This window comes from Streptomyces sp. FIT100, assembly GCF_024584805.1.
In the GTDB taxonomy this organism is placed as follows: domain Bacteria; phylum Actinomycetota; class Actinomycetes; order Streptomycetales; family Streptomycetaceae; genus Streptomyces.
Window position 1 is genome coordinate 5,496,812 of sequence record NZ_CP075715.1, and the last position, 14,226, is coordinate 5,511,037.

Here is a 14,226-nt window from a genome sequence, read left to right on the forward strand (position 1 = left end):
CGCGTACGCGACCTCGTACGCGTCCCGGCCCCGCCGCGCACGCCGTACCGGGCCGTCGTACCCACCCGCAGTACCCACCCGCCGTACACGCCGGCGGCTACGTCTCCCACGGCCGACGCCTCGGATGGCCGATGCCTCCCATGACGGTACAAAGAGGCATGGCGGGAGTGCGACACGCATCATGCGCCCTCCATGCGCCCTATGTCGCCGCAGAACCTTCCTTCGATAAGCTGTACTGACCCGCCCCGCCGCAATCGCCGCGGTGCTGCCGCCGTTGCGGCCCCCGGGTCTTCCCGTATCCCCGCATCTCGTCCCGTATCCCGCACGGATCAGAACCAAGGAGTGTCGTCGAGCGATGGCCGGTCCCGCGTTCCGCGCCGCCGCCGTCCGGGTGCGCGTCCCCGCCACCAGCGCCAATCTCGGGCCGGGCTTCGATGCCCTCGGCCTCTCGCTGGGGCTGTACGACGACGTCGTCGTCCGGGTCGCGGACTCCGGGCTGCACATCGACATCGCCGGTGAGGGCGCCGACACGCTGCCCCGCGACGAGGGTCACCTGCTCGTACGCTCGCTGCGCACCGCCTTCGACCTGCTCGGCGGGCAGCCGCGCGGCCTCGAGGTCGTCTGCGCCAACCGCATTCCGCACGGGCGCGGCCTCGGCTCGTCCTCCGCCGCCATCTGCGCAGGCATCGTCGCCGCCCGCGCGGTGACGATAGGCGGCGACGCCCGGCTCGACGACGCGGCGCTGCTGGAGCTCGCCACCGAGATCGAGGGGCACCCTGACAATGTCGCCGCCTGTCTTCTCGGCGGCTTCACTCTTGCCTGGACCGAGTCCGGTGCGGCGCGCGCGATCAGGATGGACCCGTCCGATTCCATCGTTCCGGTGGTTTTCGTCCCCTCGAAGCCGGTGCTCACCGAGACCGCCCGCGGACTGCTTCCGCGCACGGTCCCGCACGTCGACGCCGCCGTCAACGCGGGCCGCGCGGCACTGCTCGTCGAGGCGCTGACCAGGCGCCCCGAGCTGCTGCTGCCGGCCACCGAGGACCGCCTCCACCAGGACTACCGAGCCCCGGCGATGCCGGAGAGCCTGGCCCTGGTCAACCGACTGCGCGCGGACGGCGTCCCCGCGGTCATCTCCGGCGCGGGCCCCACGGTGCTCGCGCTGGTCGAGGACGGTGCGGCCGACAAGGTCGCACGGCTGGCAGGCGAGGGCTGGGCGGCGAACAGGCTGACCCTCGACGCCACGGGGGCGAGCGTTCTGCCGCTCGGCTCGTAGCGACACGGGATTGCCGGTGATGGAGAGGGGGAATGTTTGTTGGAGCCGGTAGTGTTAACCTCAAGTACGCAGCCCACATTCTTGTGGTGCGGTGCTTTGTGTCCCCATCCGGGACCACCCATTCTTCCGGGAGCCTCCCCAACTGCCTGAGCAGCCTGCCTGAGCAGTTTCGAGCCCGCTCCGGAACCGGCACGAAACCCCTCGCTTCACCAGGAGAGGGCCGAGCAGGGGGAACTCGGGCCGGACCTTGCACGTACATCTCTTCCGCCGTATCCCGGCGGGACCACCGCCCCGGCACGGTTCGCAACCAAGGACCGCCGTCGGACAGCACAACCGGTCGCCGAGCCAGAAGGCCGACGTCCGCTCCAGGGAAGGACCCTTCGTGAGCGACACCACCGATCTGATGGGCGTGACTGCCGACAACAGTGTCGACACCGCCGCGCCCGCCGAAGGTGCTGCCACTGGCACCACCTCACGGCGCCGCCGCTCCGGCACCGGCCTCGAGGGCATGGTCCTGGCCGAGCTGCAGCAGGTCGCGTCCGGCCTCGGCATCAGGGGCACCGCGCGGATGCGCAAGAGCCAGCTGATCGAGGTCATCAAGGAGGCGCAGGCCGCTGGGGGCACCTCCCGGGCCGCAGGCTCCGGAGCCGCCCCGGCGAAGAGCGCCGACGCGGGCGAGGCCGAGACCAAGCCCAAGCGCCGCGCCACGGCCAAGACGCGGACGGGCGATGACAGCGCTGCGGCCGCCGAGCCGAAGGCCGAGAAGGCCGTCGCCCAGCAGCAGATCGACATTCCCGGCCAGCCGGCCAGCGACGACGCCCCCGCGGGCGAGCGCCGCCGGCGCCGGGCCACCGCGCCCGCCGGCAGCCCCGAGGGCGAGCAGGCAGCCGCCCAGGCGGAGCCGAAGGGCGACGTCAAGACCGACGTCCGCGTCGAGAGCCGCACCGAGGGGCAGCCCGAGGCCAGGGCCGAGGCCGCCACCGAGACCGCCGAGGGCCGTCGTGGCGACAGGCGCGACCGCGGGGACCGGGGCGACCGCGGTGACCGCGGCGACCGCCGTGACCGGCAGCGCGACCGTGACCGCCGCGGCGGCAAGGGCGACGACCAGCAGAGCGGCGGCCAGCGCCAGCAGCAGGGCGGCCAGCAGCAGCGCCAGGGCAGCGGCCCGCAGGACGACTTCGACGACGAGGGCGGCCGTCGCGGCCGTCGCGGCCGCTACCGCGACCGCCGTGGCCGCCGTGGCCGCGACGAGTTCGGCGCGGAGCCGCAGGTCGCCGACGACGACGTCCTGATCCCCGTCGCGGGCATCCTGGACATCCTCGACAACTACGCGTTCATCCGGACCTCCGGCTACCTGCCCGGTCCCAACGACGTGTACGTGTCGCTGGCCCAGGTCCGCAAGAACGGTCTGCGCAAGGGCGACCACGTCACCGGCGCGGTCCGCCAGCCCAAGGAGGGCGAGCGCCGCGAGAAGTTCAACGCGCTGGTCCGCCTGGACTCCGTCAACGGCATGGCGCCCGAATCCGGCCGCGGCCGCCCGGAGTTCAACAAGCTGACCCCGCTCTACCCGCAGGACCGGCTCCGTCTGGAGACCGACCCGGGCGTGCTGACCACGCGGATCATCGACCTCGTGTCGCCGATCGGCAAGGGCCAGCGCGGTCTGATCGTGGCCCCGCCGAAGACCGGCAAGACCATGATCATGCAGGCGGTCGCCAACGCGATCACCCACAACAACCCCGAGTGCCACCTGATGGTCGTCCTGGTCGACGAGCGTCCGGAAGAGGTCACCGACATGCAGCGGTCGGTCAAGGGCGAGGTCATCTCCTCGACCTTCGACCGCCCGGCCGAGGACCACACCACCGTCGCCGAGCTGGCCATCGAGCGCGCGAAGCGCCTCGTCGAGCTGGGTCACGACGTGGTCGTCCTGCTGGACTCGATCACCCGACTGGGCCGTGCGTACAACCTGGCGGCCCCGGCCTCCGGCCGCATCCTGTCCGGTGGTGTCGACTCGACCGCGCTCTACCCGCCGAAGCGGTTCTTCGGCGCCGCGCGCAACATCGAGGACGGGGGCTCGCTGACCATCCTGGCCACCGCGCTGGTCGACACCGGCTCGCGCATGGACGAGGTGATCTTCGAGGAGTTCAAGGGCACCGGCAACATGGAGCTCAAGCTCGACCGGAAGCTCGCCGACAAGCGCATCTTCCCCGCGGTGGACGTGGACGCGTCCGGCACCCGCAAGGAAGAGATCCTGCTCGGCAGCGACGAGCTCGCCATCGTCTGGAAGCTGCGCCGGGTGCTGCACGCGCTCGACTCGCAGCAGGCGATCGAGCTGCTGCTGGACAAGATGAAGCAGACGAAGTCGAACGCCGAGTTCCTGCTCCAGATCCAGAAGACGACGCCGATGCCGAACGGCGACTGACGCCGTAGCGAAGGCACTGTGAACCGCCCCTGTCACACCGGTGACGGGGGCGGTTTCGCGTTGTACGATCAGCGAGTTGCACGTGGGGGGGAACGTATTTTCTGAATACGCCCACTGAGTTGAGCGGAGTCATGCCCGGACACGGTCCGGCGGGCTCCGCTTTCGCGATCGGTCAGGAACCGATCCCCGTCGGGACCGGTCGGGACCGGTCGGATCCGTCAGTGGAGCTCTTCTCTCCCTCGAGCGCACCTACATCGATGGGAGAACTGAGTGACAGCTCACAGAAGGGTGCGAACGGCCCTTCCCGCGGCCGCCGCCGCGCTCGCGCTGGGCGGCGCGGTGCTGACGGCCGTACCGGCTCAGGCGGCGGAATCCCCGCTGCCGCAGCGGCAGGCCGGCCAGGAACGTCCGGCACCCGCTTCGCAGGCCGAACTCCAGGCCCGCGTCGACGGCGTGAAGGCCGTGTTCCAGAACGACGCCCAGCAGAACGGCGGTTCCGCGAAGTCCGGGAAGTCTGCGGAAGGCGCCACCGGCGACACCTCCACCGCGCCCGGCCGCACGGGCTCGGCCGACCCGAAGGTCATCGGCGGTGTCGACGCGTCGATCAGCGAGGCACCGTGGATGGTGCAGCTGTACTACTTCGACGACCACGGCAACACCGACCCGGTCGATGACGAGGGCTACTTCTGCGGAGGCACGCTGGTCGCCCCCGCCAAGGTCCTCACGGCCGCGCACTGCGTCTCCGGCCTGGACTGGACGAAGCACGGCACGGTCATCGGCGGCACCGAGAAGCTCTTCACCTCGGGTGAGGGTGCGGCGGTCGGTGTCTGGCGCCAGTGGCAGAACCCGGGGTACAGCGACGCCACGCTCAAGGGCGACGTCGCCGTGCTCACGCTCACCGACACGCTGTCGGACAAGCTACCGGTCAACAAGACCCTGCTGCCGACGCCGAGCACCAACACGGCGTCGTACGCGCCCGGTACGCCCGGCACCGTCTACGGGTGGGGGCGCACCAGCTCCACCAGCGACGACATCTCGCAGACGCTCAAGAAGGCGACCATTCCGGTCCAGTCGGATTCGGCGTGCACGTCCGTCTACGGCAGCGAGTTCGTCCCCGGCCAGATGCTGTGCGCGGGCAATCCGGCCAGCGGCCAGGACTCGGGCACCATCTCGCCGTGCAACGGCGACTCGGGCGGTCCGCTCGTCGTCAACGGGCGCATCGCGGGTGTCGTGTCATGGGGCGTGCAGGACTGCGTCGCCACCGGCGCCCGCAGTGTCTTCGCGAAGACCAGCACCTTCGCCGGTCTGATCAACCCGCGCATCGACGACGCCAACGTCAACTTCGACGACAAGGCCGACCTGTTCACCAGGGCGTCGACGGGCGAGGGCTTCGCCTACATGTCCCGTGGCACCTCGCTCGGCGACCGGGTGTCGCTGGGTGACTGGCGCGGGATCAACCTGGTCCGCCAGGCCGATCTGAACCGGGACTACTACCAGGACTTCGTCTTCCGCACCGACGGTGGCGAGCTGTGGTGGTGGGGGTACGACGCTGCCCAGGACGCCTACACCGACCACCGCATCGGCTCGGGCTGGGGCAGCTTCCGGAACATCGCCGTCACCGGTGACGTCACCGGCGACGGGTTCGCCGACATCACCGCGAACGACTCGGCGGGCACGCTCTGGCTGTGGACGGGTCTCGGCAACGGCACCTTCAACAGCAAGAAGAAGATCGGCGTCGGCTGGAGCACCTACCAGGTGTACGGCAAGGGCGACTACAGCGGTGACGGATGGCCGGACCTGCTGGCCCGGGACGCACAGGCGCGCCTGTGGGTCTACAAGGGCACGGGCAACGCGGGCTCCCCGTTCTCCGCTCGGGTCCAGGTCGGCCACGGCTGGAATTTCACCGCCTACGCCACGACCGGTGACCTGACCGGTGACGGCCGTGCGGACTTCATGGTCCGCGACTCGTCCGGCTACCTGTGGGCGTACAAGGGGACGGGCTCGGCATCGGCCCCGTTCGCGCTCGCGCAGCGGGTCAAGGTCGGTACCGGCTGGAAGTCGTACGGCCTCTTCGGCTGAGCCGGAGGGTCCGTCGGGAGATCCCGGTCACAGGAACGGCCCGTGCGGGCGGCTCGGGAACCGGGACGAAACCGCAGGTGAAGCAAGGTCTGCGCCCACCGTGTCAGTCACGGTGGGCGCAGCTCTTTTCTCAGCGACTTCTCAGGACCCTGTGCAACCCTTCATGCCTCTCCGCCGTCTCACCAGTGGCGTAACAAAACTTGACAGGGTGGGCAAACCGTGCCTGAAAACGACGGCCGGGGGGCAACAGGACCTACGAGGGCTTGAGGAGATATGGCCGACCAGACCAGCAACGGCAGTCGAATACGCGCGAACGGCAGGCGCCGCAAGCCTCCCACCGCGGGGCGTCGCGCCGTGGCGGCCGCCGCGTGGGGCGCGGCCGGTCTGGTGCTCGTCGGCGGGTCGGGTCTCGGCTACGTCTACTTCAAGCTCAACGGGAACATCCAGAGCGTCGACATCAACGCCCAGCTCGGCAAGGACCGGCCCGACGACGTCGACAACGGCTCGATGGACATCCTCGTCCTCGGCTCCGACTCCCGCTCCGGCGCCAACGGCAAGTACGGCGACGACGACGGCGGCGCTCGCTCCGACACCGCGATGATCATCCACGTGTACGAGGGCCACAAGAAGGCCGCGGTCGTCTCCGTGCCCCGCGACACCCTCATAGACCGGCCCCGGTGCGCGGACGGGGACGGCGGGACGGTCGACGGCGAGAGCCGCGCCATGTTCAACACGGCCTACGAGGTCGGCGGGCCCGCCTGCGCGGTCAAGACGGTCGAGAAGATGTCCGGCATCCGCATGGACCACTACGTCGAGGTCGATTTCACCGGCTTCAAGAAGCTCGTCGACGAGCTCGGCGGCGTCGATGTCACCACCACCGAGGCGATCAACGACTCCAAGAGCCACCTCGACCTGAAGCCCGGCACCCACACCCTCAGCGGTGAGCAGGCCCTCGGGCTCGTACGGACCCGCAAGTCCGTCGGCAACGGCAGCGACCTCGGCCGGATCCAGCTCCAGCAGGCATTCATCAAGGCCCTGATCGCGCAGGTCAGGGAGGTGGGCGTGTTCACCGACCCGAAGAAGCTGTACGACCTCGCCGACACCGCCACCAAGGCGATCACGACCGATTCCGAGCTCGACTCGGTCCAGGAGCTCGTCGGCTTCGCGAACGGCCTCAAGGATCTCGGCGCCGACGACGTGCAGATGGTCACGATGCCGGTGCAGTACGACAAGCGCGACCCCAACCGCGTCGTCCCGCTGGAGAAGCAGGGCAAGCAGGTCTGGACCGCCCTCAAGAACGACCGGCCGGTCCCCGCGTCCGCGACCGAGGACACCGCGGACGGCCAGGCCGAGGGCGTCGTCCGCTGATCCGGACCGTGCCGGACCGTGAGGCCCGGACCGTGCCGGACCGCGCGGGCTCGGCATCGCGGCAGGTCGCGGCAGGAGGGCCGTATCAGGAATACCGGGGGCCCGACCCCGGTTTTGGGAGATACGGCCGGTCCTGGCAGACTGGTACGTCGGCCCCGGTTCACGTGCGTGCATCCTGCGCGTGCGACCCGGTGCCCTCCCGAAACTAGGAGACACCTTGAAGCGCGACATCCACCCCACGTACGTCGAGACCCAGGTGAGCTGCACCTGCGGCGCGTCGTTCACCACCCGCAGCACGATCGAGGCCGGCACCATCCGTGCCGAGGTCTGCTCCGAGTGCCACCCGTTCTACACGGGCAAGCAGAAGATCCTCGACACCGGTGGCCGTGTGGCCCGCTTCGAGGCCCGCTTCGGCAAGGCTGCCGGCTCCGCCAAGAAGTAGCGAGCCACTGCGCCGGTCTTCGGCTGCCCCTGCGCGGGCGGCCGGGACCGGTGTTTTTGTCGCTGGGGGTCCGGGGGCCGCGCGGCGCCAGCCGCTGGTGTCGCAGTCCTCGGAAAGGCACAGCGCCGTCCCTGCCGTAGGTACAGAAGTACAGGAACCAGGAGCCCCCGATGTTCGAGGCGGTCGAGGAACTGATCGGCGAGCACGCCGATCTCGAGAAGAAGCTCGCGGACCCCGCGGTCCACGCGGACCAGGCGAACGCGCGCAAGCTCAACAAGCGGTACGCCGAGCTGACCCCGATCGTCGCCACGTACCGCTCCTGGAAGCAGACCGGGGACGACATCGGGACCGCCCGCGAGTTCGCGGCCGACGACCCCGACTTCGCCGCCGAGGTCAAGGAGCTGGAGAAGCAGCGCGAGGAGCTCACCGACAAGCTCCGGCTGCTGCTCGTGCCCCGCGACCCCAGCGACGACAAGGACGTCATCCTGGAGATCAAGGCCGGTGCGGGCGGGGACGAGTCCGCCCTGTTCGCCGGTGACCTGCTGCGGATGTACCTGCGCTACGCCGAGCGCGTCGGCTGGAAGACCGAGATCATCGACTCCACCGAGTCCGAGCTCGGCGGCTACAAGGACGTCCAGGTCGCGGTGAAGACCAAGGGCGGCAACGGCGCCACGGAGCCCGGGCAGGGCGTCTGGGCGCGGCTGAAGTACGAGGGCGGGGTGCACCGTGTGCAGCGGGTGCCGTCGACCGAGTCCCAGGGCCGGATCCACACCTCCGCCGCCGGTGTCCTCGTGACCCCGGAGGCCGAGGAGGTCGACGTCGAGATCCACGCCAACGATCTGCGCATCGACGTCTACCGCTCCTCGGGACCGGGCGGCCAGTCCGTCAACACGACCGACTCCGCGGTGCGCATCACGCACCTGCCCACCGGAGTCGTCGCCTCCTGCCAGAACGAGAAGAGCCAGCTCCAGAACAAGGAGCAGGCGATGCGTATCCTGCGCTCCAGGCTGCTCGCCGCGGCCCAGGAGGCCGCCGAGCAGGAGGCCGCGGACGCCCGCCGCAGCCAGGTCCGCACGGTCGACCGCTCCGAGAAGATCCGTACGTACAACTTCCCGGAAAACCGCATCTCGGACCACCGCGTCGGCTTCAAGGCGTACAACTTGGACCAGGTGCTCGACGGGGAGCTGGACGCGGTGATCCAGGCCTGCGTCGACGCCGACTCCGCCGCGAAGCTCGCCGCCGCGTAGGCCGCCCGGCCGCGTACCACGAACCGCCCTGCCCAGCCCGGAGGACCAGCGTGCAGTCGCTCCCCGGGGGACGACCCCCGTACCCCCGCTCCTTGCTGCTTGCCGAGGTGGCCCAGGCCACCCAGCGGCTGGCCGACGCCGGCGTGCCCTCACCCCGCTTCGACGCGGAGGAGCTCGCCGCCTTCGTCCACGGCGTCAAGCGCGGCGAACTGCATCTGGTCAAGGACGCGGACTTCGACGCCCGCTACTGGGAGGCGATCGCCCGCCGCGAGGCCCGCGAACCGCTCCAGCACATCACCGGGCGCGCCTTCTTCCGCTATCTGGAGCTCCAGGTCGGCCCCGGCGTCTTCGTGCCCCGCCCCGAGACCGAGTCGGTCGTCGGCTGGGCCATAGACGCGGTGCGGGCCATGGACGTCGTCGAGCCGCTCGTCGTCGATCTGTGCTCCGGCTCCGGGGCCATCGCCCTGGCCATCGCGCAGGAGGTCCCGCGCTCGCGCGTGCACGCCGTGGAGCTCTCCGACGACGCCATCGGCTGGACGCGCAAGAACGCCGAGGGGTCCAGGGTCAGCGTCCACCACGGAGACGCTCTCGCCGCACTCCCCGAGCTGGACGGCCAGGTCGACCTGGTCATCTCCAACCCGCCGTACATCCCGCTCACCGAGTGGGAGTACGTCGCCCCCGAGGCCCGTGACCACGACCCGCAGATGGCCCTCTTCTCCGGCGAGGACGGGCTCGACACCATCCGCGGCATCGAGCGCACCGCCCACCGTCTGCTGCGCCCCGGCGGCCTCGTCGTCGTCGAGCACGCCGACACCCAGGGCGGGCAGGTCCCGTGGATCTTCAACGAGGAGGCCGGCTGGGCTGACGCCGCCGACCACCCCGACCTGAACAAGCGGCCGCGGTTCGCGACCGCCCGTAAGGCAATGCCATGACGCCTCCGCACCTTCCGATGTACGGCGCCCCGGCCGGAGCGAGTGAGCCGAAGGGGCGCGACGCCGTCGAAAGGGAGAACGCGCACAGACTCCGAGGAACGAGGAGTCGAGCACGATCGACCGTCGACAGTGGCTTCGGCGCTCCGGAGGCGAACGAGTGACCAAAAAAGAGGAGGCCCGCTGATGGCTCGGCGATACGACTGCAACGACGCGACGGAACGCACCACCGGCCTGCGCGAAGCGGCGTCGGCCGTCCGCCGCGGCGAGCTCGTCGTGCTGCCCACCGACACCGTGTACGGCATCGGTGCCGACGCGTTCAGCTCGGAGGCCGTCACCGACCTGCTGGCGGCGAAGGGCCGCGGCCGCAACATGCCCACCCCCGTGCTCATCGGCTCCCCGAACACCCTGCACGGCCTGGTGACCGACTTCTCCGAGCAGGCGTGGGAGCTCGTCGACGCCTTCTGGCCGGGCGCGCTCACCCTGGTCGCGCGGCACCAGCCGTCGCTCCAGTGGGACCTCGGCGACACCCGCGGCACCGTCGCGATCCGGATGCCCCTGCACCCCGTCGCGATCGAGCTGCTGACGGACGTCGGCCCGATGGCCGTCTCGTCGGCGAACCTCACCGGGCACCCCGCACCCGAGGACTGCGACGCCGCGCAGGAGATGCTCGGCGACTCCGTCTCCGTGTACCTCGACGGCGGCCCGACGCCCGGCATCGTGCCGTCGTCGATCGTCGACGTGACGGGCAAGACGCCCGTCCTGCTGCGGGAGGGGGCGCTCTCCCCGGAAGAGCTCCGGAAGGTCGTACCCGACCTCGAGGTGGCCAATTGACAGCCCCTGAGGGGCGTGGCATAGGCGGTACGGAGCACAACGCCTTCCGCATCCTCCACGTCAGCACCGGCAACGTCTGCCGCTCGCCGATCACCGAGCGGCTGACGCGGCATGCCCTGAGCCACCGTCTGGGCGACTCGATCGCCGGCGGGCTGATCGTGGAGAGTGCGGGCACCTGGGGCCACGAGGGTGCCCCCATGGAGCCCAACGCCGAGACGGTCCTCACCGACTTCGGTGCGGACCCGAGCGGCTTCGTCGGGCGCGAGCTGCTCGACGAGCACGTCATCTGCGCGGACCTGGTCCTGACGGCGACCCGCGACCACCGGGCCCAGGTCATCTCGATGGGCCACTCGGCGGGCCTGCGCACCTTCACGCTGAAGGAGTTCACCCGCCTGGTGCGCGCGATAGACCCGGCGACGCTGCCGGACCCGCTCGACGACGGTGTCGTCGAGCGCGCCCGCGCGCTGGTACGGGCCGCGGCGGCGCTGCGCGGATGGCTGCTCGCGCCGAGCGCGGAGGCGGACGAGGTGTACGACCCGTACGGGGCCCCGATCACCTTCTTCCGCTCGATCGGCGAGGAGATCCACCAGGCGCTGGACCCGGTGGTCACCGCCCTGACGGGCGTACCCGCCCGCTCCTGAGCCGCACAGCCCCCGCAGAAGGGGCGCCGCGTGCCGGGCAGGGGCCGCACCCCCGGCCTACATTGGAGGGGCCCCAGAACCACGCGAGGCCCGGAGCCCACCATGCCGGTCAGCAGCGCAGCCACCACCGCACCTTCTGCCATCTCCGCAACTTCGACCTCGACCTCGGCCTCGACTTCGATCGCGGCCGCGGCGGCCGCGGACTTCGACGCTCTGCGCCGGCAGGACCCCGAGCTCGCCGAGGTGATCCTGGGCGAGACCGCCAGGCAGTCCGACAGCCTCCAGCTCATCGCCGCCGAGAACTTCACCTCGCCCGCCGTCCTCGCCGCCCTCGGCTCCCCGCTCGCCAACAAGTACGCCGAGGGCTACCCCGGCGCCCGCCACCACGGCGGCTGCGAGCTCGTGGACGCCGCCGAGCGGATCGCCGTCGACCGGGCCACCGCGCTCTTCGGCGCCGAGCACGCCAATGTGCAGCCGCACTCGGGCTCCTCCGCCGTCCTCGCGGCCTACGCGGCGCTGCTGCGGCCGGGCGACACCGTGCTCGCGATGGGCCTTGCCTTCGGCGGGCATCTCACCCACGGCTCCCCGGCGAACTTCTCCGGCCGCTGGTTCTCGTTCGTCCCGTACGGCGTCGACGCCGAGACCGGACTCCTCGACTACGACCAGATCCGCCGACTCGCCCGCGAAAATCGACCGAAAGCCATCGTCTGCGGCTCGATCTCATACCCACGCCACCCCGACTACGCCGCGTTCCGCGAGATCGCCGACGAAGTGGGCGCGTATCTCATCGCCGACGCCGCCCATCCGATCGGCCTGGTCGCCGGGGGAGTGGCGCCGAGCCCCGTCCCGTACGCCGACGTCGTCTGCGCCACCACCCACAAGGTGCTCCGCGGCCCGCGCGGCGGCATGCTCCTGTGCGGCAGCCATCTGGCCGAGCGCATCGACCGGGCGGTCTTCCCCTTCACCCAGGGCGGCGCCCAGATGCACACCATCGCCGCCAAGGCCGTCGCCTTCGGCGAGGCGTCGACGCCGGCCTACGCCTCCTACACCCACCTGGTCGTCGCCAACGCCAAGGTCCTCGCCGACGCACTGGCCGCGGAGGGCTTCGCGATCACCACCGGCGGCACCGACACCCATCTCATCACCGCGGACCCCGCTCCGCTGGGCGTGGACGGGCGCACGGCCCGCGGCCGGCTGAGCGCCGCCGGAATGGTCCTGGACACCTGCGCGCTGCCGTACGGGGACGGCCGCGGCATCCGGCTCGGCACCGCGGCCCTCACCACCCAGGGGATGGGCCAGGGCGAGATGGCCCGGATCGCGGTCCTCTTCAGTGCCGCGCTGCGGGCGGAGGGCGAGGAGATCCGACGCGTACGTGAAGAAGTACGGGAACTGGCCGGACGCTTTCCGCCGTATTAGTACCTGTATGGGGTGCGGATCAGGGGTAGGCGCCGGCGCATGGAACCGAGCAGACCCCTCCGTATGTCTCTGAGCACATGGCCAACAAAGCTAGGGTGTGGGGCTGAGATGGCCAGCGATTCCTGTGGGGCAGCCCGTGCGTGATTACCTGCTGACGCTCTGTGTCACGGCCGCGGTGACCTATCTGCTGACCGGTCCGGTGCGGAAGTTCGCCATTGCGACCGGGGCGATGCCGGAGATCCGTGCCCGCGACGTACACCGAGAACCGACTCCGCGGCTCGGTGGCATCGCCATGTTCTTCGGTCTGTGCGCGGGGCTGCTCGTCGCGGACCACCTGTCGAACCTGAACAGCGTCTTCGAGCTCTCCAACGAGCCGCGCGCGCTGCTCTCCGGTGCCGCCCTGATCTGGCTGATCGGCGTCCTGGACGACAAGTTCGAGATCGACGCCCTGATCAAGCTGGGCGCACAGATGATCGCCGCGGGTGTGATGGTGGTGCAGGGTCTGACGATCCTGTGGCTGCCGATCCCGGGCATCGGGACGGTCGCGCTCACCCAGTGGCAGGGCACGCTCCTGACCGTCGCCCTGGTGGTCATCACCATCAACGCGGTGAACTTCGTGGACGGACTCGACGGCCTCGCCGCCGGCATGGTCTGCATCGCCACCGCGGCGTTCTTCCTGTACGCGTACCGGATCTGGTTCAGCTACGGGATCGAAGCCGCGGCCCCCGCAACCCTCTTCGCCGCGATCCTGATGGGCATGTGCCTGGGCTTCCTGCCGCACAACATGCACCCGGCGCGGATCTTCATGGGCGACTCCGGCTCGATGCTCATCGGACTGGTGCTGGCCGCGTCCGCGATCTCGGTGACCGGCCAGGTCGACCCGGACGCGCTGAAGCTCTTCGAGGGCGGTACGCGCGAGGCCACGCACGCGGCGCTGCCGGTCTTCATCCCGCTGCTGCTGCCGCTGACGATCATCGCGATCCCGGTCGCCGACCTGCTGCTGGCGATCGTCCGCCGCACCTGGAGCGGCAAGTCGCCCTTCGCGGCCGACCGCGGCCACCTCCACCACCGGCTCCTGGAGATCGGCCACTCGCACAGCCGGGCCGTGCTGATCATGTACTTCTGGTCGGCGCTGTTCGCCTTCGGCGTCGTGCTCTACTCCGTTCACAGCGCGTCCATGTGGATCGTCTTCGCGATCGTGGTACTCAGCGCGGTCGGCCTGGTCCTGCTCCTGCTGCCCCGCTTCACCCCCCGCGCCCCGCGCTGGGCGGAAGCCTTCGTCCCGCCCCGCTACCGCCGCCGCCGTCCGCAGGCGCTGCCGGCCGCGCCGCCGTGCGAGGGCATGGCCGACGCGGACGCGGCCGAGGAAGCTCCGGAGGAGCGCGTTCCGGTACCCGCCGGAATCAACGGGGCAACCGCGATCGGCGCCCGTTCGCGCTTCACGGACCGGCGGAAGGCCGGAACGCCGAGTTGACGTATGCCGGTATGTGCCGCCATTACCAGACAACTAGGACATGGCGCGCTGCACACACGGGCGGGGTCACTCTCATGTGTGAGAGTTGGCACACTCCAGGGTAA

The 14,226-nt window shown here is 70.5% G+C and carries 11 protein-coding genes; all 11 read left to right on the plus strand.

What is annotated here, in order from left to right:
* Positions 1 to 355 precede the first annotated feature (355 nt).
* On the plus strand, positions 356 to 1,273 hold the full coding sequence (gene thrB, locus KK483_RS24835; protein WP_262007444.1) for a homoserine kinase: 918 nt from the start codon (positions 356 to 358) through the stop codon (positions 1,271 to 1,273).
* Positions 1,274 to 1,655: 382 nt separating this feature from the next.
* The gene (gene rho / locus KK483_RS24840) at positions 1,656 to 3,692 is read left to right on the plus strand and encodes a transcription termination factor Rho (RefSeq protein ID WP_262007445.1); all 2,037 of its coding nucleotides are present in this window, start codon (positions 1,656 to 1,658) and stop codon (positions 3,690 to 3,692) included.
* Between the two features lie 270 nt (positions 3,693 to 3,962).
* The gene (locus KK483_RS24845) at positions 3,963 to 5,771 is read left to right on the plus strand and encodes a trypsin-like serine protease (RefSeq protein ID WP_262007446.1); all 1,809 of its coding nucleotides are present in this window, start codon (positions 3,963 to 3,965) and stop codon (positions 5,769 to 5,771) included.
* Positions 5,772 to 6,044: 273 nt separating this feature from the next.
* Positions 6,045 to 7,139, plus strand: coding sequence for an LCP family protein (locus tag KK483_RS24850; protein ID WP_262007447.1), 1,095 nt, complete (start codon positions 6,045 to 6,047; stop codon positions 7,137 to 7,139).
* A 217-nt stretch (positions 7,140 to 7,356) separates the two neighbouring features.
* A complete protein-coding gene (gene rpmE, locus KK483_RS24855) occupies positions 7,357 to 7,581 on the plus strand; it encodes a 50S ribosomal protein L31 (RefSeq protein ID WP_262007448.1) in 225 nt (74 codons plus the stop codon).
* Positions 7,582 to 7,751: 170 nt separating this feature from the next.
* On the plus strand, positions 7,752 to 8,828 hold the full coding sequence (gene prfA, locus KK483_RS24860; RefSeq protein WP_262007449.1) for a peptide chain release factor 1: 1,077 nt from the start codon (positions 7,752 to 7,754) through the stop codon (positions 8,826 to 8,828).
* Between the two features lie 50 nt (positions 8,829 to 8,878).
* On the plus strand, positions 8,879 to 9,760 hold the full coding sequence (gene prmC, locus KK483_RS24865; protein WP_262007450.1) for a peptide chain release factor N(5)-glutamine methyltransferase: 882 nt from the start codon (positions 8,879 to 8,881) through the stop codon (positions 9,758 to 9,760).
* Between the two features lie 183 nt (positions 9,761 to 9,943).
* Positions 9,944 to 10,591 carry an L-threonylcarbamoyladenylate synthase gene (locus KK483_RS24870; protein WP_262007451.1) on the plus strand — a complete coding sequence of 216 codons (648 nt, stop codon included), beginning with the start codon at positions 9,944 to 9,946 and terminating at the stop codon, positions 10,589 to 10,591.
* On the plus strand, positions 10,588 to 11,232 hold the full coding sequence (locus KK483_RS24875; protein WP_262007452.1) for a protein-tyrosine-phosphatase: 645 nt from the start codon (positions 10,588 to 10,590) through the stop codon (positions 11,230 to 11,232). Before KK483_RS24870 ends, KK483_RS24875 begins: the two co-directional genes overlap by 4 nt.
* A 102-nt stretch (positions 11,233 to 11,334) precedes the next feature.
* Positions 11,335 to 12,648 (plus strand): serine hydroxymethyltransferase, encoded by a 1,314-nt coding sequence (gene glyA / locus KK483_RS24880; RefSeq protein ID WP_262007453.1) that lies wholly within the window; start codon positions 11,335 to 11,337, stop codon positions 12,646 to 12,648.
* Between the two features lie 136 nt (positions 12,649 to 12,784).
* Positions 12,785 to 14,122, plus strand: a complete 1,338-nt coding sequence (locus KK483_RS24885) for an MraY family glycosyltransferase (RefSeq protein ID WP_262007454.1) — start codon at positions 12,785 to 12,787, stop codon at positions 14,120 to 14,122.
* Positions 14,123 to 14,226: the final 104 nt, after the last annotated feature.

Excerpts from the sequence above, each read along its gene's own strand:
- thrB (WP_262007444.1), top strand. The coding sequence starts at position 356 with ATGGCCGGTCCCGCGTTCCGCGCCGCCGCCGTCCGGGTGCGCGTCCCC.
- KK483_RS24850 (WP_262007447.1), top strand. The coding sequence starts at position 6,045 with ATGGCCGACCAGACCAGCAACGGCAGTCGAATACGCGCGAACGGCAGG.
- prfA (WP_262007449.1), top strand. The coding sequence starts at position 7,752 with ATGTTCGAGGCGGTCGAGGAACTGATCGGCGAGCACGCCGATCTCGAG.
- KK483_RS24870 (WP_262007451.1), top strand. The coding sequence starts at position 9,944 with ATGGCTCGGCGATACGACTGCAACGACGCGACGGAACGCACCACCGGC.
- glyA (WP_262007453.1), top strand. The coding sequence starts at position 11,335 with ATGCCGGTCAGCAGCGCAGCCACCACCGCACCTTCTGCCATCTCCGCA.